Origin of the sequence: Streptomyces barkulensis, from assembly GCF_002843305.1 — a bacterium.
GTDB lineage: Bacteria > Actinomycetota > Actinomycetes > Streptomycetales > Streptomycetaceae > Streptomyces > Streptomyces barkulensis.
In genome coordinates, this window is sequence record NZ_PGSG01000108.1 from 122,261 (window position 1) to 140,635 (window position 18,375).

12 protein-coding genes and 1 rRNA gene are annotated in these 18,375 nt (G+C 70.3%); 10 read left to right on the top strand and 3 right to left on the bottom strand.

Features of this window, described 5'->3' with window-relative positions; genetic code table 11:
- Positions 1-91: 91 nt before the first annotated feature.
- Positions 92-4,093 (bottom strand): type VII secretion protein EccCa, encoded by a 4,002-nt coding sequence (gene eccCa, locus CUT83_RS24520; RefSeq protein WP_101258006.1) that lies wholly within the window; start codon positions 4,091-4,093, stop codon positions 92-94.
- Between the two features lie 260 nt (positions 4,094-4,353).
- Between eccCa and eccD the strand changes: the two genes are divergently transcribed.
- The 6 genes from eccD (at position 4,354) to CUT83_RS24550 (ending at position 11,600) form a co-directional block, all read left to right on the top strand.
- Positions 4,354-5,829: a type VII secretion integral membrane protein EccD gene (gene eccD / locus CUT83_RS24525; RefSeq protein ID WP_101258007.1), complete on the top strand. Its 1,476-nt coding sequence runs from the start codon at positions 4,354-4,356 to the stop codon at positions 5,827-5,829.
- A gap of 235 nt (positions 5,830-6,064) precedes the next feature.
- Complete coding sequence (gene rpsO, locus CUT83_RS24530) at positions 6,065-6,352, top strand: 30S ribosomal protein S15 (protein ID WP_093662273.1); 288 nt, start codon at positions 6,065-6,067, stop codon at positions 6,350-6,352.
- A 278-nt stretch (positions 6,353-6,630) separates the two neighbouring features.
- Positions 6,631-8,862: a polyribonucleotide nucleotidyltransferase gene (locus CUT83_RS24535; RefSeq protein WP_101258008.1), complete on the top strand. Its 2,232-nt coding sequence runs from the start codon at positions 6,631-6,633 to the stop codon at positions 8,860-8,862.
- A 92-nt stretch (positions 8,863-8,954) separates the two neighbouring features.
- The gene (locus tag CUT83_RS24540) at positions 8,955-10,298 is read left to right on the top strand and encodes a M16 family metallopeptidase (RefSeq protein ID WP_420882489.1); all 1,344 of its coding nucleotides are present in this window, start codon (positions 8,955-8,957) and stop codon (positions 10,296-10,298) included.
- Between the two features lie 82 nt (positions 10,299-10,380).
- The gene (gene dapB / locus CUT83_RS24545; RefSeq protein WP_093850741.1) at positions 10,381-11,133 is read left to right on the top strand and encodes a 4-hydroxy-tetrahydrodipicolinate reductase; all 753 of its coding nucleotides are present in this window, start codon (positions 10,381-10,383) and stop codon (positions 11,131-11,133) included.
- A gap of 5 nt (positions 11,134-11,138) precedes the next feature.
- Positions 11,139-11,600, top strand: a complete 462-nt coding sequence (locus CUT83_RS24550) for a hypothetical protein (RefSeq protein ID WP_101258010.1) — start codon at positions 11,139-11,141, stop codon at positions 11,598-11,600.
- A gap of 52 nt (positions 11,601-11,652) precedes the next feature.
- Here the strand turns inward: CUT83_RS24550 and CUT83_RS24555 are convergent, their stop codons facing one another.
- The gene (locus tag CUT83_RS24555; RefSeq protein ID WP_101258026.1) at positions 11,653-12,204 is read right to left on the bottom strand and encodes an SCO5741 family PH domain-containing membrane protein; all 552 of its coding nucleotides are present in this window, start codon (positions 12,202-12,204) and stop codon (positions 11,653-11,655) included.
- Between the two features lie 52 nt (positions 12,205-12,256).
- Positions 12,257-12,496, bottom strand: a complete 240-nt coding sequence (locus CUT83_RS24560) for a hypothetical protein (protein ID WP_101258011.1) — start codon at positions 12,494-12,496, stop codon at positions 12,257-12,259.
- A 282-nt stretch (positions 12,497-12,778) separates the two neighbouring features.
- Between CUT83_RS24560 and thyX the strand changes: the two genes are divergently transcribed.
- The 4 genes from thyX (at position 12,779) to CUT83_RS24580 (ending at position 18,269) form a co-directional block, all read left to right on the top strand.
- Positions 12,779-13,471, top strand: a complete 693-nt coding sequence (thyX, locus tag CUT83_RS24565) for an FAD-dependent thymidylate synthase (RefSeq protein ID WP_240958368.1) — start codon at positions 12,779-12,781, stop codon at positions 13,469-13,471.
- 166 nt (positions 13,472-13,637) lie between these two features.
- Positions 13,638-14,537: a 4-hydroxy-tetrahydrodipicolinate synthase gene (dapA, locus tag CUT83_RS24570; RefSeq protein WP_101258013.1), complete on the top strand. Its 900-nt coding sequence runs from the start codon at positions 13,638-13,640 to the stop codon at positions 14,535-14,537.
- Positions 14,538-14,639: 102 nt separating this feature from the next.
- The gene (locus tag CUT83_RS24575; RefSeq protein WP_101258014.1) at positions 14,640-16,325 is read left to right on the top strand and encodes a ribonuclease J; all 1,686 of its coding nucleotides are present in this window, start codon (positions 14,640-14,642) and stop codon (positions 16,323-16,325) included.
- 416 nt (positions 16,326-16,741) lie between these two features.
- Positions 16,742-18,269 (top strand): 16S ribosomal RNA (locus CUT83_RS24580).
- The last annotated feature ends 106 nt before the right edge of the window (positions 18,270-18,375 follow it).

The window sequence follows — 18,375 nt, forward strand, 5'->3', positions numbered from 1 at the left end:
GGGGGTCGTGACTTCCGGAAAGGCGCGGGCCGGGAAGGCCCTGGGGCGGCGGCACGGTCTGTGGGGCCGGACGTACCGCCGCCCGCGAGGGTCAGTTCGGGGGCAGCCAGCCCACCTGGACCAGCGGGGCCCCGCGCTTGCGGGAGACGAAGTGGCCCCGGCCGGGCGGCATCGGCCGGCCGCGGACGTTGCCGAGGAGGTCTCCCTCGCCGGGGTCGGCGGAGAGGACCACACCCTGGGCCCCGAGCTCCTTGATGCGCTGCATGAACGGCTCGTAGGAGGCGCGGGAGGCCCCGGCGGAGCTGCGGGCGATGATGAAGCAGACGCCGATGTCCCGGGCGAAGGGCAGGTGCTCGGCGAGCATCGCCAGCGGGTTGCCGCTGGAGGTGGAGACCAGCTCGTAGTCGTCGATGACCATGAACATCTTCGGGCCGTGCCACCAGCTGCGGTCGCGCAGCTGCTGCGGGGTGACGTCCTCCGGCGGGGTGCGCTTCTCCATCAGGTCCTTCATCGCGGCCATGTGCGTGTCCATGGCGTTGGACATGGCGGCGTACACGATCAGGTGGGAGTCGGGGACGTCGCCCAGCAGCGAGCGCCGGTAGTCGGCGACGACGATGCGCGCCTCGTCGGGCGTGTAGCGCTCGCAGATCTGCTTGGCCAGCAGGCGCAGCAGCGCCGTCTTGCCCGACTCGCTCTCGCCGAAGACCAGGAAGAACGGGTCGGTCTCGAAGTCGACGAAGACCGGCTGCAGGGTGTTCTCGTCGATGCCGAAGGCGACGCCGTACCGCGGGTGGTCGCCGCCCCCGGGCAGCCTGTCGGCGGGCAGCTCGCGCGGCAGCAGCCGCACCGGCGGGGCCGCGGGCCCCTGCCAGGCGTCGGCCACCGTCCGGGTCAGCGCGGCGGTGGCGTCGGAGAGCTCCTCGTCGGAGGCGACACCGTCGATACGCGGCACCGCGGTCATGAAGTGCAGCTTCTCCGGCGTCTGGCCGCGCCCGGGGACGCCGGTGGGCACGTTCGCCGCGACCTTGCGGTCGAACTCCGAGTCCATGGTGTCGCCCAGCCGCAGCTCCAGCCGGTTCAGCAGCTGGTCCTTCAGGGCCGGCCGCACCTCCATGTACCGGGAGGCCGCCACCACGACGTGGATGCCGTAGCCCAGACCGCGGGAGGCGATGTCGGTGACGACGGCCTCCAGCATCTCGTACTCCTGCTTGAAGGCGCCCCAGCCGTCGATGACCAGGAACACATCACCCCACGGCTGGTCTGTGATCTCCCCGCGGGCCCGGCGGCGCCGGAAGGTGGCGATGGAGTCGACGCCGCTGGCCCGGAAGTACTCCTCGCGCTGGTTGAGCACACCGGCGACCTCGGCCACGGTCCGCCGTACCCGCTCCGGGTCCAGCCGGGAGGCGATGCCGCCCACGTGCGGCAGGTCCCTCACGGCCGTCAGACCGCCGCCGCCGAAATCCAGCCCGTAGAACTGGACCTCCTGCGGGGTGTGGGTGAGGGCGAAGGAGGCGATCAGGGTGCGCAGCAGGGTGGACTTGCCCGACTGCGGACCGCCGACGACCAGCATGTGGCCCGCGGCGCCGGAGAAGTCCCGCAGCAGCATCTCGCGCCGCTGTTCGAACGGCTTGTCCACCAGGCCCAGAGGCACCGTCAGCCGGCCCGCGTGCTGGTAGTCCGGCTGGGTCAGACCGCGGCCGGGGGCCACCGTCAGACCGGGCAGCAGCTCGTCCAGCGGCGACGCCTGGTCCAGCGGCGGCAGCCACACCTGGTGGGCGGCCGGACCCTGGTTCTCCAGCCGGCGCACGACGACGTCCAGAACGGTGTCGGCCAGCGCGTCGTCGTCGGCGGGGGCGGCGGGCACGGGGGCCGGGGCGGGCTCGGCGCGCCGGGGGGCGGGCACCGGCACCGGCCTGGCGGTGAAGAGCACCGGCCGGCGCTCGGCGGGCAGCGGCCCGCCGGCGGCCCCGGCGGAGACGGAGGCGCCGGAGCGGTAGGTCCCGGAGACGTAGGCGGCCTTGAAGCGGACCATCTCGTCGGTGCCGAACTTCAGATAGCCCGAGCCGGGCACCGACGGCAGGTGGTACGCGTCCGGCACGCCCAGCGCCGCGCGGGACTCGGCCGCGGAGAAGGTGCGCAGACCGATCCGGTACGACAGATAGGTCTCCAGACCGCGCAGCCGGCCCTCCTCCAGACGCTGCGAGGCCAGCAGCAGGTGCACGCCCAGCGAACGGCCGATGCGGCCGATCTGGATGAACATGTCGATGAAGTCCGGCTTGGCCGTCAGCAGTTCGCTGAACTCGTCGATGACCAGCACCAGCGAGGGCAGCGGGATCAGCGGGGCGCCCGCGGCCCGGGCCCGCTCGTAGTCGTGGATGTTGGCGTAGTTGCCGGCGTCGCGCAGCAGTTCCTGGCGGCGGTTGAGCTCGCCGCGGATGGAGTCGCCCATGCGGTCGACCAGCGAGAGGTCGTCGGCCAGGTTGGTGATCACGGCCGCCACGTGCGGCATCTGCGACATCCCGGCGAAGGTCGCGCCGCCCTTGAAGTCCGCCAGCACGAAGTTCAGCGTCTCCGAGGAGTGCGTGACCGCCAGGCCCAGCACCAGGGTGCGCAGCAGCTCCGACTTGCCCGAACCGGTCGCGCCGACGCACAGGCCGTGCGGGCCCATGCCGTCCTGCGCGGCCTCCTTCAGGTCCAGCATGACCGGCTGGCCGGCCTCGCCCACGCCGATGGGCACCCGCAGCCGCTCGGCCGTCGACCGTGGCCGCCAGGTGCGCCGTACGTCGACCGAGGCGGCGTCGCCCAGGCTCAGCAGGTCGGTGAACTCCAGGTTCGCCAGCAGCGGTTCGTCGTCGTCGCCGCCCGTGCCCATGCGCAGCGGGGCGAGCTGGCGGGCCAGTGCCTCGGCGGCCTCGGCGGAGAGGGAGTCGGGCCGGCCCTGGTACACCGCGCCGTGCGCCGACTCCAGCCGCAGCTCGCCGGGGTGTACGACCACCGACAGACCGCCGCGCGGACTGCCGATGTCACCGGGGACGACCTCGATGACGGTGACACCCTGCAGCCCCTCGGCGGAGGCCAGCATCGAGTCCGGGGGCACCACGGAGCCGCCGTCCAGCACGACCACCACGTGCGGCTGGTCCAGCAGCGGCGGTGCGGAGGAGTTGAAGCGGGGGCGGCCCTCCAGTTTCGCGCCCAGCAGATGCTCCAGGCCCGCGGGGTCGCCCGTGATCAGCCGCCCGCTGCCCGCGCCGTCGGCGACACCGGAGACCTGGACGTGGGGCAGCCACTTGGCCCACTCCCAGCGCTCGGCGCCGTCCCGCCCGGTCACCACGCCGACCATCAGGTCCTCGGGGGAGTGCAGGGTGACCAGGGAGGCGAGCATGGCGCGGACGGCACCGTGCACCGAGTCCGGGTCGCCGCTCACCGTCAGGTGGTAGAAGGCGCGCAGGGAGACGGCCATCGGCAGGTTCGCGACGGTGCCCTGCGTCTGCAGGAACTGGTGCATCGCGCCGGCCGTCAGCGGCTCCAGCTCGTCCACCGGAGCCGTCTCCGGAGCCACCAGCGCGGTGGCGAGCCGCTGCTCGCCCAGGCCGACACGCACGTGCACGAAGTCGTCGTCGCTCGCACGCCGTTCCCACACCCGGCTGGGCGCCTCCCCGGCGAAGCGCGGGGAGGACTCGGCGACCAGGGCCCACAGCTGGTCCGGCGAGGGGTGCAGGTAGTACTGCGCGTCCCGCTGCATCCGCGCCGTCCTGCGGACCCTGCGCCTGGTCTGCGCCAGGTACTTGAGGTAGTCGCGGCGCATCTGGGCCATCTCGCCCTGTGTGCCCCGCCGGTACCGCACGATGGTGGCGACGAGCATGGCCAGGGTGGACGCGATCATGATCACGCCCATGATGCGCATGAACGGATGGGCGTTCGGCATGAAGAAGAAGACCACCGAACCGCCCATGCCCAGCATCGGCAGAAGCTGGAACAGCACGCTCTCCTGCTGTCCGCGCGGGAGTTCGGGCGGTGGTTCAAGCCTCAGATCCTCGCCGGGCACGCTGGGCGGCAGCACCCGCGGCGGACGCTTGACGACGATCTGGCTCACGGAAGCATCAATCCCTCGGGCAGAGCGGGACGGTGGTGTGTCTGCCGACGCCCCCGTGGCGACGGACCCCGTCCGCGCGGGGCGATACTACTGGCAGCCGACGGTGCCGGGGGGCGGTAGGGTGGCGCGCGACATATGCGCAGCGTGAGCGGTCGGCCAGGGGTGAAAAGCCGCGGGAGAACGCGGGGTTACCGCAAAAGGTCCGTGCGCATCGTGTGGAGCCAGTGAGCCAGCGAGCAGCCCACGAGGGGGATCTCAAGGTGAGTACGACTGCACCGGCAGCCGCCACCGGCTTCTGCCGGGTCACCATCGTCGCGCCCGACAGCCGTATCGACGTGGCGCTCCCCGAGGACGTCCCGGTCGCCGACCTGTACCCCGAGATCCTCCGCCTCAGCGGCCAGGCCTCCGCCGAGGGCGCACCCGTCGGCTACCACCTGGTGCGCCGCGACGGCGGTGTGCTCGACAGCGCCCGCTCCCTGGCCGCCCAGCAGGTTCTGGACGGCGAGGTCCTCAGCCTCCGCCCGTTCGCCGAGTCGCTGCCGCCGGCCGTCTTCGACGACGTCTCCGACGCGGTCGCCTCCGCGGTCTCGAAGGACCGCAGGATGTGGAGCGAGGACCTGATGCGCGGCGCCGGGCTGGTCGGTGGCGTGGTGCTGCTGTCGCTCATGGCCTTCGTGCTGTGGTTCGCCGATCCGGTCCGCCACGACATGCACAGCCTGCCGGGCGTCCTCGCCGCCGTGACCGGAGTGCTGCTGATCGCCTTCGCGGCGGTACGGGCCCGGGTGTACGACGACCGCCCCAGCGCGACGGCGCTCGGACTCGCCTCCCTGCCGCATGTGATGATCGCAGGTTCCGGGCTGCTGCCCCTGGTGGACGGCGGAGGCATCGGCAGACTCCAGTTCCTGCTCGGATGCGTGGCCGTCCTCGTCGCCTCCGTCGCCCTGATCGCCGCCACGCCGGGCGGGGACGGCCCGTTCGTCGCCGCCGCCTTCGCCGCCGCCATCGGCACCCTGGCCACCTTCACCGGCATCCTCGCCGGGCTGAGCCCGGTGCAGACCGCGGCCGTGTGCGCCCCCGTGGCGATCGGCGCCATCGCCTTCCTGCCCGGCCTGTCCGCCCGTTTCGCCCGGCTGCCCATCGGCTACAACGCGCCGCGCACCGGCACCATGCGCTATGACGAGGACCCCGACGCCGCCCCCGACACCGCAGGCCCCGTCGACGCGGACCGCATCGCGGCCCAGGCCCGCCGCGGCCACGAGACGCTGCTCGGCCTCGTCGGCGGCTGCTCGGCCGTCACCGTCGCCTCGGCGGCCGTTCTGGGCTTCTCCGACTCCGGCTGGGGGCAGCTCCTCGCCCTGGCCGCCGGCCTGGCGGCGCTGACGCGCGCCCGCCTGTTCCGCTACACCGCCCAGGTCGCCTGCACCCTCGCCGCGGGACTGGCCGCGCTGGCGCTCCTCGCCCTCGGTCTGGCCCTCAACCCGCCCGCCGACCTGGTGGGCGAACTGCTGGCCGGGGACAGCGGTCCGCTGGATCTGCGCACCGTCTGGCTGTCGGCCGCCCTGGCCGGTGCGGCGGCACTGGCCACGGCCATCGGCCTGATCGTGCCGCGGCGCGGCGTCACCCCCTTCTGGGGCCGTTTCCTCGACTTCGCCGAGGGCTTCGTCCTGCTGTCGCTGATCCCGCTGTGCCTGGCGGTGCTGGACGCCTACTCCGCGGCACGGAGCATGACCGGCTGAGACGGACCTCCCGGCCGCCCCCGCCCGCCCCGGGGGCTCGGCCGCCCGGCGGCGACCTGCGGTGAGCGGCCCGTCGCACGGCTGGTAGGGTTGTCGGCGGCCGTTTGTGTACGCGTCTTCCGGTGACCACCTGGAGACAGCGCCCAGCGGACCCCGCCTCCCGAGTCGTGGAAGATCCCCTGCGCGGAAGACCAGGGGCACTCGGTGGCCTCGACGAAAACCCAAGGAGTATCGCGTGTCGCTCGACGCCGCTACGAAGAAGCAGATCATGGCCGAGTTCGCCACCAAGGAGGGCGACACCGGCTCCCCCGAGGTCCAGGTCGCGATGCTCACCCGCCGCATCTCGGACCTCACCGAGCACCTGAAGACCCACAAGCACGACCACCACTCCCGCCGGGGCCTGCTGCTCCTGGTCGGCCAGCGCCGCCGCCTGCTGCAGTACCTGGCGAAGAAGGACATCCAGCGCTTCCGCGCGCTGGTCGAGCGCCTGGGCATCCGCCGCGGTGCGGCCGGCGCCCGGTAGTACGCCGTGAGAGGGAGCGGTTCCCGGCAGGGGAACCGCTCCCTTCGCCGTACTCGCGGCACCTCACAGGCACTCACGGAGACCGGAAGCTTTGTAGTCTGGTCCCACAACGACATATGAGAACGAGGCGGAGCGCCTTCACGCCGCCGGTCCTCGGTAGTGGCCCCCGGGCGAAAAGCCCCCGGGAGCTTCGATCGAAGACCGGCCCGCACGGGAAGACGCTCCACCGCAACCGTCCGCGCCACACGGGCACGGACGCAGACGAGGAGATTTCCCTGGTGGAGAACGAGACCCACTACGCCGAGGCCGTCATCGACAACGGATCCTTCGGCACCCGCACCATCCGTTTCGAGACGGGCCGCCTGGCCCGCCAGGCCGCCGGCTCCGCCGTGGCCTACCTGGACGACGACACCATGGTGCTGTCGGCCACCACCGCCTCGAAGCACCCCAAGGAGCAGCTGGACTTCTTCCCCCTGACGGTCGACGTCGAGGAGCGGATGTACGCCGCGGGCAAGATCCCCGGCTCCTTCTTCCGCCGCGAGGGCCGCCCCAGCGAGGACGCGATCCTCACCTGCCGCCTGATCGACCGCCCGCTGCGCCCGTCCTTCAGGAAGGGCCTGCGCAACGAGATCCAGATCGTCGAGACGATCCTCGCGCTCAACCCCGATCACCTCTACGACGTGGTCGCCATCAACGCCGCCTCCTGCTCCACCCAGCTGGCCGGCCTGCCCTTCTCGGGCCCGATCGGCGGCACCCGCGTCGCCCTGATCCGCGGCCAGTGGGTGGCCTTCCCCACCCACAGCGAGCTGGAGGAGGCCGTCTTCGACATGGTCGTCGCCGGCCGTGTCCTGCCCGACGGCGACGTGGCGATCATGATGGTCGAGGCCGAGGCCACCGAGAAGACCGTCGAGCTGGTCAAGGGCGGCGCCGAGGCGCCGACCGAGGAGGTCGTCGCCGCCGGCCTGGAGGCCGCCAAGCCCTTCATCAAGGCCCTGTGCAAGGCCCAGTCGGACCTGGCCGCCAAGGCCGCCAAGCCGGTCGGCGAGTTCCCGATCTACCTGGACTACCAGGACGACGTGTACGAGGCGCTCCAGGCGGCCGTCCGCGACGAGCTGTCCCAGGCGCTGACCATCGCCGGCAAGCAGGAGCGCGAGAGTGAGCTCGACCGCGTCAAGGCGCTGGCCGCCGAGAAGCTGCTGCCGCAGTTCGAGGGGCGCGAGAAGGAGATCTCCGCGGCGTACCGCTCGCTGACCAAGGCCCTGGTCCGCGAGCGCGTCATCAAGGAGAAGAAGCGCATCGACGGCCGCGGGCTGACCGACATCCGCACCCTGGCCGCCGAGGTCGAGGCGATCCCGCGGGTTCACGGCTCGGCGCTGTTCGAGCGCGGCGAGACCCAGATCCTGGGCGTCACCACCCTCAACATGCTTCGCATGGAGCAGCAGCTCGACACCCTCTCGCCGGTGACGCGCAAGCGCTACATGCACAACTACAACTTCCCGCCGTACTCCACCGGCGAGACCGGCCGCGTCGGCTCCCCCAAGCGCCGCGAGATCGGCCACGGCGCGCTGGCCGAGCGGGCGATCGTCCCGGTGCTGCCCACCCGCGAGGAGTTCCCGTACGCCATCCGCCAGGTCTCCGAGGCGCTGGGCTCCAACGGCTCGACGTCCATGGGCTCGGTGTGCGCCTCCACCATGTCGCTGCTGAACGCCGGCGTGCCGCTCAAGGCGCCGGTCGCCGGTATCGCCATGGGCCTGATCTCCCAGGAGATCGAGGGCGAGACCCACTACGTCACCCTCACCGACATCCTCGGTGCGGAGGACGCCTTCGGCGACATGGACTTCAAGGTCGCCGGCACCCGCCAGTTCGTCACCGCCCTCCAGCTCGACACCAAGCTGGACGGCATCCCGGCCTCCGTGCTGGCCGCGGCCCTCAAGCAGGCCCGCGACGCCCGCCTGCACATCCTGGACGTGATGAGCGAGGCCATCGACGTTCCGGACGAGATGTCCCCCAACGCGCCGCGGATCATCACCGTGAAGATCCCGGTCGACAAGATCGGCGAGGTCATCGGCCCCAAGGGCAAGATGATCAACCAGATCCAGGAGGACACCGGCGCCGACATCACCATCGAGGACGACGGCACGATCTACATCGGCGCCGCCGACGGCCCGGCCGCCGAGGCCGCCCGCGCCACCATCAACGGCATCGCCAACCCGACGATGCCCGAGGTCGGCGAGCGGTACCTGGGCACGGTCGTGAAGACCACCACCTTCGGAGCCTTCGTCTCCCTCCTCCCGGGCAAGGACGGCCTGCTGCACATCTCGCAGATCCGCAAGCTCGCCGGCGGCAAGCGCGTGGAGAACGTCGAGGACGTGCTGGGGGTCGGCCAGAAGGTCCAGGTCGAGATCGCCGAGATCGACCAGCGCGGCAAGCTGTCGCTGATCCCGGTCCTCGAGGAGGACGAGAAGGAAGGCGCCGAGACCACCGACGCGAAGGACACCGCGACCAAGTGACGCGCACGCCCCGTACGACGGCCCGCCCCACCGCCCCGGTGGGGCGGGCCGTCGCCCGTCCTCATCACACCTCCCGCCCGGCCGCCGGCCCCGTGCCCGCCCACACCCCCGGACGCTGGTCCCCGTCGGCCACCGCCGCCGGGAACGGCGCGGGCACCGTCCGCAAGACCGTGCTCCCCGGCGGCCTGCGGGTCGTCACCGAGTCGGTGCCGACCGTCCGCTCCGTCACCTTCGGCATCTGGGCGCGGGTCGGCTCCCGCGACGAGACACCCGCGCTGGGCGGCGCCACCCACTATCTGGAGCACCTGCTCTTCAAGGGCACCGGGCGGCGCAGCGCCCTGGACATCTCCGCGGAGATCGACGCGGTCGGCGGTGAGATGAACGCCTTCACGGCGAAGGAGTTCACCTGCTACTACGCCCGGGTCCTGGACACCGACCTGCCGCTGGCGGTCGACGTCGTCTGCGACATGCTGACCGGCTCGCTGATCCGCTCCGAGGACGTCGACGCCGAGCGCAACGTCGTCCTGGAGGAGATCGCCATGACCGAGGACGATCCCGGGGACTGCGTCCACGACCTGTTCGCCAGGACCATGCTCGGCGACACCCCGCTGGGCCGCCCGGTCCTGGGCACCACCGAGACCATCAACGCCCTCACCCGCGACCAGATCGCACGGTTCTACCGCCGGCACTACGACCCCACCCACCTGGTCGTCGCCGCCGCCGGCAACCTCGACCACGACACGGTCGTACGCCAGGTGAGCGAGGCCTTCGAACGCGCGGGCGCCCTGGGCCGCACCGACGCCGAGCCCGTCGCCCCCCGGAGCGGCTCGCGCCGCATCCGCACCGCGGGCCGCGTCGACCTGCTGGACCGCGCCACCGAGCAGGCCCACGTCATCCTCGGCATGCCCGGGCTGTCCCGCACCGACGAACGCCGCTGGGCGCTCGGAGTGCTCAGCGCGGCCCTGGGCGGCGGGATGAGCTCCCGGCTGTTCCAGGAGGTGCGCGAGAAGCGCGGGCTGGCCTACAGCGTGTACTCCTACACCTCCGGCTTCGCCGACTGCGGACTGTTCGGCGTGTACGTGGGCTGTCGCCCCAACCTGGTCCACGACGTGCTGAAGATCTGCCGCGACGAACTCGACCACGTCGCCTCGCACGGCCTGGATGACGAGGAGTTGCGCCGCGCCATCGGTCAGGTCTCCGGCTCCACGGTCATGGGCATGGAGGACACCGGCGCGCTGATGAACCACATCGGCAAGGGCGAGCTGTGCTGGGGCGAGCAGCTGTCGGTCGACGGGATGCTCGCGAAGATCGCCTCCGTCACCCCCGACGACATCCGCTCGGTGGCCCGCGAGATCCTGGGATGGCGGCCCTCGCTGTCGGTCATCGGGCCGCTGACCGACCGGCAGAGCGCCCGCCTGGACGAAGCCGTCGCCTGACCGCGGGCCCGCCCGCCCGGCCCGGCCGATCCGCCCGACCCGGGCCCCGCAGGGGCCCGTACCCGTGAAAGGGAACACGCACATGAGCAAGCTCCGCGTAGCAGTCCTCGGCGCGAAGGGCCGCATCGGCTCCGAGGCGGCCCGCTCCGTGGAGGGCGCCGACGACATGGAACTCGTCGCCGCCCTGGACAAGGACGACTCCCCGGAGGCGCTCACCGAGGCGGGCGCCCAGGTCGCGGTGGACCTGACGCACCCCGACGCGGTGATGGGCAACCTCGAGTTCTGCGTCGGTCACGGCATCCACGGCGTCGTCGGCACCACCGGCTGGACCGACGAGCGCCTCGGGAAGCTGCGCACCTGGCTGGAGGCCTCCCCGGGCACCGGAGTGCTGGTCGCGCCGAACTTCTCCATCGGCGCCGTGCTGACCATGCGCTTCGCCCGGCAGGCCGCCCGCTTCTTCGAATCCGCCGAGGTCGTCGAGCTGCACCATCCGAACAAGGCCGACGCGCCCTCCGGCACCGCCACCCGCACCGCCCGGCTCATCGCCGAGGCACGGGCCGAGGCGGGCTGCCCTCCGCAGCCGGACGCCACCACCTCCGCCCTCGACGGCGCCCGTGGCGCGGACGTGGACGGGATTCCGGTGCACGCGGTGCGGCTGCGCGGACTGCTGGCGCACCAGGAGGTGCTCTTCGGCGACACCGGCGAGACCCTCACCATCCGCCACGACTCACTGCACCACAGCAGCTTCATGCCCGGCATCCTGCTGGGCGTACGCCGTGTGACGGGCACCCCCGGCCTCACCGTGGGGCTGGAGCACTTCATGGACCTGGACTGAGAACCATGGGCGGAAAGATCACCTACGCCTTCCTCGCCGTCTCGCTGGTCGCCGTCTTCGCGGTGGTGGCCATGCAGGGCGTGCTGCTGCTGAGGACGGGCGAGCCCGCGGCGATGGGGATGGGGGCCGTCGCCTTCGTCCTTCCCTGCGTCGGCGCCTGGTTCCTGTGGCACAACACCCGCTTCGCGCGGAACGCCGGCCGTCTGGCGCGGGAGCTGGAGGCCGAGGGCGGGCTGCCGCAGGACGGGCCCGCGCGGACGGCGGGGGGACGCGTGGACAAGGCGTCGGCCGACGAGGTCTTCGCCCGGCGCAAGGAGGAGACCGAGGCCACCCCGGACGACTGGCGCTGCTGGTTCCGGCTGGCCGTGGCCTACCACGACGCTCGGGACACCCCGCGGGCCCGCAAGGCCATGCAGCGCGCCATCGCGCTGCACGACGGCGGGCCCGTGCGGGAGACCGCCGCCTGAACGGCGCCGGCCGCCCCCGGGCCCGCCGGACCGGTGCGGGTCAGAACACGCCCTAGGGGCGGCGGTTCTCCGCGGCCCAGCCCTCGACCACGTCCGCCGCCTGGTCGAAGGAGCCGGGGCGGGACAGGAAGTCGGCGTTGTGGTCGGTCAGCACCGGCCGCAGCGCCTCGCCGCGCCGCGGTTCGACGAGCAGGGCCTGACCCTGCACGGTCCGCGGCAGGCCCAGCCATTTCACCGGCTGCTGCACGGTGCGCACGGCCGAGACCTCGCGCCAGGAAAGCGTCGTGGTCGAGACCAGGCCCACCTGGCGTATCCCGCGGGCGCCGACCCACACCCCCACCCGCAGCAGCCGCAGCGCGTACACGATCACCAGCGCCGCGACCAGCAGGCACACGACCGCCTCCGCGGTGGCGCCCGCCATGGCGATGATCAGGGTGGACATCAGCATGTAGGCGGCGAGCAGCAGCGCCAGCGCCGCTCCGGCGACCCGCCAGGGGCCCGGCCGGTAGGGACGCCGCCATCTCTCCCGCTCCTCGTACGGCAGCGGTTCTTCGGAGGCTGTGGCGTCCAGTTCGCCGTCGGCCGTCAGGAAGTGCAGTGGCACGGGATCCTCGCTCACGGACACAGTGGGTGGGGGCCTGTGAGCGAGGAGATTATCAGCGGCTCTCGGCGGCGGTCGGCTGGTCCGGCCTGCCGTCCTGCGGACGCGGGGTCTCCAGGGCGGGCATCCCCAGAAGCAGGGATCCCACGAGGCCGGCGACCACGACCACCCCCAGCAGCACGCGACCGGCCAGGTCCGTCCTCGACGGACGGCGGCGCGGGGGAGTGACGTTACTGCGGAAGTGCCCGGATTCGGCGACGAAGGCGAAGGGCACGGACTCCTCGCGGCGGACCATCTGCTGCTGCTCCTCGAAGGGGGATCTGTACTGCCACGGGGAGAACGTCCAGGCGTTCGGGCAAGTGCCCGTTTTCTGCGGCTTCCGGAAGAATATCAGTGACCGTGTCCGTCGCCGCGCCCGTCGCCGTGTCCGCCGCCGCGCCCGCGGGGGCGAGCCGGGGGGCGAGGTCACCTCCCGGCTCGCCCCCGCCATAGGCTGTGCGCCGCCCCGACTTCCCGCGTGGCACGACCGAAAGGATTCCCGGTGTCCGACGCCCCCGACATCCGTCTCCGCAGTGACATGACCGTCGAGCTGGTCAAACACTCGGCCGCAGACACCGACGTGCTGTGGGCGGCGCGGGTCTCCACCGCGGGTGAGCAGTCCCTGGAGGAACTGGAGAAGGATCCACAGCGATCCAGGGGGCTGATCAACTTCCTGATGCGCGACCGGCACGGCAGCCCGTTCGAGCACAACTCGATGACCTTCTTCATCAGCGCGCCGCTGTTCGTCTTCCGCGAGTTCCACCGCCACAGGGCCGGCTGGAGCTACAACGAGGAGAGCGGCAGGTACCGGGAGCTGGAGCCCGTCTTCTACGTGCCGGACACCTCCCGCAAGCTGGTGCAGGAGGGACGTCCGGGCAAGTACCGGTTCGTCGAGGGCACGGCCGAGCAGCACCGGGGCACCGTCCGAACCCTTGAGGACAGCTACCGCCGCTCCTACGAGGCGTACCGGGAGATGCTGGACGCCGGCATCGCCCGCGAGGTCGCCCGCGCGGCCCTTCCGGTCGGTCTCTACTCCTCGATGTACGCCACCTGCAACGCCCGGTCGCTGATGCACTTCCTGGGGCTGCGTACCCAGCATGAGCTGGCGAAGGTGCCCTCCTTCCCGCAGCGGGAGATCGAGATGGTCGCCGAGCGGATGGAGGCGCACTGGGCCGGTCTCATGCCGCTGACGCACGAGGCGTTCAACACCAACGGGCGGGTCGCGCCGTAGCGCACGGACTGCTGCGATCTATGCCCGGATTGCGGCTTTTGAGGATGTTCGTCTACGCTTTTCCCACGGACCCGGCACTGTCTGAACCCCCGAGCGGACAGTGCCGGGCTCCTCATCCGCCTCCCGAGGGCGCGCCGGACCTCAGGCTGCGAGTAGCGTGGGACCCATGGCTCCGACCTCCACACCGCAGACGCCCTTCGGGCGGGTCCTGACCGCGATGGTCACGCCGTTCACCGCGGACGGCGATCTCGACCTCGACGGCGCGCAGCAGCTCGCCGCCCACCTGGTGGACGCCGGTAACGACGGCATCGTCGTCAACGGCACCACCGGCGAGTCCCCGACCACCAGCGATGCGGAGAAAGCCCAGCTCGTGAGGGTCGTGGTCGAGGCGGTCGGAGACCGCGCCCACGTCGTCGCCGGAGCCGGCACCAACGACACGCGGCACAGCCTGGAACTGGCCCGTGCGGCCGAGCGGGCCGGCGCCCACGGCCTGCTGGCCGTCACGCCGTACTACAGCAAGCCCCCGCAGGAGGGCCTGTACCGGCACTTCACCGCCATCGCCGACGCCACCGGCCTGCCGGTCATGCTCTACGACATCCCCGGCCGCAGCGGCGTCCCCATCAACACCGAGACCATCGTCCGACTGGCCGAACACCCCAGGATCGTCGCCAACAAGGACGCCAAGGGCGACCTGGGGCGTGCGAGCTGGGCCATCGCCACCAGCGGACTCGCCTGGTACAGCGGCGACGACATGCTCAATCTCCCGCTGCTGTCCGTCGGCGCCGTCGGTTTCGTCTCGGTCGTCGGCCATGTGGTCGCCCCCGAACTGCGCGCCCTGCTGGATGCCCACCTCAGCGGCGACGTCACCAAGGCGATGGAGATCCACCAGAAGCTGCTGCCGGTCTTCACCGGCATGTTCCGCACCCAGGGCGTGATCACCGTCAAGGCCGCCCTCGCGCTCCAGGGGCTGCCGGCAGGCTCCCTGCGCATGCCGCTCGTCGAGCTGACCCCGGAGGAGACCGAGCAGCTCAAGCGCGATCTCGCCGCCGGCGGGGTACAGCTCTGAAACAGACTTCACAACTGGATACGGACCAACAACTGCAAGTGCACGACGATCGCGCGCCACGTGCCCGCCAGGGTGCGTGGCGCGCGTGGTGAGGAGAGACTTTTGAGTCACCCGCATCCCGAACTCGGCCCGCCGCCGCCCCTGCCCGAGGGCGGCCTGCGCGTCACCCCGCTGGGCGGCCTGGGGGAGATCGGCCGCAACATGACCGTCTTCGAGTACGGAGGCCGGCTGCTCATCGTCGACTGCGGCGTCCTCTTCCCCGAGGAGGAGCAGCCCGGAGTCGACCTGATCCTCCCGGACTTCAGCTCCGTACGGGACCGGCTGGACGACATCGACGGCATCGTCCTGACCCACGGACACGAGGACCACATCGGCGGCGTCCCGTACCTGCTGCGGGAGAAGCCGGACATCCCGCTGATCGGATCCAAACTGACCCTGGCCCTGATCGAGGCCAAGCTCCAGGAGCACCGCATCCGCCCCTACACCCTCGAGGTGACCGAGGGCGACCGCGAGCGCATCGGTCCGTTCGACTGCGAGTTCGTGGCGGTCAACCACTCCATCCCCGACGCCCTGGCCGTCGCCGTCCGCACCCCCGCGGGCATGGCCGTGCACACCGGCGACTTCAAGATGGACCAGCTTCCGCTGGACCGCCGCCTCACCGACCTGCGAGCCTTCGCACGGCTGGGGGAGGAGGGCATCGACCTGCTGCTGTCGGACTCCACGAACGCCGAGGTGCCGGGCTTCACCCCGCACGAGCGCGACATCTCCCAGGTGCTGCGCCAGGTGTTCGCCGGAGCGCGCAAGCGCATCATCGTGGCGAGCTTCGCCAGCCATGTCCACCGCATCCAACAGATCCTCGACGCGGCCCACGAGTACGGCCGCCGTGTCGCCTTCGTCGGCCGGTCGATGGTCCGGAACATGGGCATCGCCCGGGACCTGGGCTACCTCAAGGTGCCCGCGGGGCTCGTCGTGGACGTCAAGACGCTGGACGATCTGCTGGACGACGAGGTGGTGCTCGTCTGCACCGGATCGCAGGGCGAGCCGATGGCGGCACTGTCGCGGATGGCCAACCGGGACCACCAGATCCGCATCGTCCCCGGCGACACGGTGATCCTGGCCTCCTCGCTGATCCCGGGTAACGAGAACGCGGTCTACCGGGTGATCAACGGGCTGACCCGATGGGGCGCCGACGTCGTCCACAAGGGCAACGCCAAGGTCCACGTCTCCGGCCACGCCTCGGCCGGCGAACTGCTGTACTTCTACAACATCTGCCGGCCGAAGAACCTGATGCCGGTCCACGGCGAGTGGCGCCATCTGCGCGCCAACGCGGAACTGGGCGCGCAGACCGGTGTGGCCAAGGACCACATCGTGATCGCCGAGGACGGCGTGGTGGTCGACCTGGTCGACGGCAGGGCCAAGATCGTCGGAAAGGTTCAGGCGGGCTACGTCTACGTCGACGGCCTGTCGGTCGGCGACGTCACCGAGTCGTCGCTGAAGGACCGCCGGATCCTGGGCGAGGAGGGGATCATCTCGATCTTCGTGGTGGTGGACAGCACCACCGGCAAGATCACGGGCGGCCCGCACATTCAGTCCCGGGGTTCCGGCATCGACGACAAGGACTTCGAGTCGGTGATCCCCAGGATCGACGAGGCCCTGGCAAAGTCGGCTCAGGACGGCATCTCCGAGCCGCACCAGGTACAGCAGCTCGTCCGCCGCGTGGTGGGCAGGTGGGTGTCGGACAACTACCGCCGCCGGCCCATGATCCTCCCCGTGGTCGTCGAGGTCTGAGGCTCAACCAAGGGCGGGGCACCCGGATTTGCATCCGGGCGCCCCGCTCCAGTACGTTTAAGCCTCCGCCGAACGGGAACCGGATCCAGTCTTGCACTGGCAGGTTCTCTGCAGCCGGAATCAGTGAACGGGACGGAAACGGACCGGAAAATGGTTCTGGTAAGGTTGGAAACACCGAAGGGAAGCGCCCGGAGGGGCCCCGGAAGGGGTGCCGAAGGAAGCGTCCGTTCCTTGAGAACTCAACAGCGTGCCAAAAGTCAACGCCAGATATGTTGATACCCCGTTCCCGGGCCGCTCGGCCGGGGAATGAGGTTCCTTTGAAACATCACACAGCGAGGACGCTGCGCACCGCGGAAATCATTCCTTTCCGCCGGTGCCGCTCTGCGCGGATGTGACCCCCCGAGTACGGGGAGACATTCACGGAGAGTTTGATCCTGGCTCAGGACGAACGCTGGCGGCGTGCTTAACACATGCAAGTCGAACGATGAACCTCCTCCGGGAGGGGAAGAGTGGCGAACGGGTGAGTAACACGTGGGCAATCTGCCCTGCACTCTGGGATAACTCCGGGAAACCGGAGCTAATACCGGATACGACCACCGCGGGCATCCGCGGTGGTGGAAAGCTCCGGCGGTGCAGGATGAGCCCGCGGCCTATCAGCTGGTTGGTGGGGTGACGGCCCACCAAGGCGACGACGGGTAGCCGGCCTGAGAGGGCGACCGGCCACACTGGGACTGAGACACGGCCCAGACTCCTACGGGAGGCAGCAGTGGGGAATATTGCACAATGGGCGCAAGCCTGATGCAGCGACGCCGCGTGAGGGATGACGGCCTTCGGGTTGTAAACCTCTTTCAGCAGGGAAGAAGCGCAAGTGACGGTACCTGCAGAAGAAGCACCGGCTAACTACGTGCCAGCAGCCGCGGTAATACGTAGGGTGCGAGCGTTGTCCGGAATTATTGGGCGTAAAGAGCTCGTAGGCGGCCTGTCGCGTCGGATGTGAAAGCCCGGGGCTTAACCCCGGGTCTGCATTCGATACGGGCAGGCTAGAGTTCGGTAGGGGAGATCGGAATTCCTGGTGTAGCGGTGAAATGCGCAGATATCAGGAGGAACACCGGTGGCGAAGGCGGATCTCTGGGCCGATACTGACGCTGAGGAGCGAAAGCGTGGGGAGCGAACAGGATTAGATACCCTGGTAGTCCACGCCGTAAACGTTGGGCACTAGGTGTGGGCGGCATTCCACGTCGTCCGTGCCGCAGCTAACGCATTAAGTGCCCCGCCTGGGGAGTACGGCCGCAAGGCTAAAACTCAAAGGAATTGACGGGGGCCCGCACAAGCGGCGGAGCATGTGGCTTAATTCGACGCAACGCGAAGAACCTTACCAAGGCTTGACATACACCGGAAACACGTGGAGACACGTGCCCCCTTGTGGTCGGTGTACAGGTGGTGCATGGCTGTCGTCAGCTCGTGTCGTGAGATGTTGGGTTAAGTCCCGCAACGAGCGCAACCCTTGTTCTGTGTTGCCAGCGTGCCCTTCGGGGTGACGGGGACTCACAGGAGACTGCCGGGGTCAACTCGGAGGAAGGTGGGGACGACGTCAAGTCATCATGCCCCTTATGTCTTGGGCTGCACACGTGCTACAATGGCCGGTACAATGAGCTGCGATGCCGCGAGGTGGAGCGAATCTCAAAAAGCCGGTCTCAGTTCGGATTGGGGTCTGCAACTCGACCCCATGAAGTCGGAGTCGCTAGTAATCGCAGATCAGCACTGCTGCGGTGAATACGTTCCCGGGCCTTGTACACACCGCCCGTCACGTCACGAAAGTCGGTAACACCCGAAGCCGGTGGCCCAACCCCTTGTGGGAGGGAATCGTCGAAGGTGGGACTGGCGATTGGGACGAAGTCGTAACAAGGTAGCCGTACCGGAAGGTGCGGCTGGATCACCTCCTTTCTAAGGAGCATCTCGGCCGCCAGGTGTTGAGCCTGGTGGTCCAGAGCCATTACGCCGGCGCGTGTCCGGCGGTGGTTGCTCATGGGTGGAACGTTGACTAGTCGGC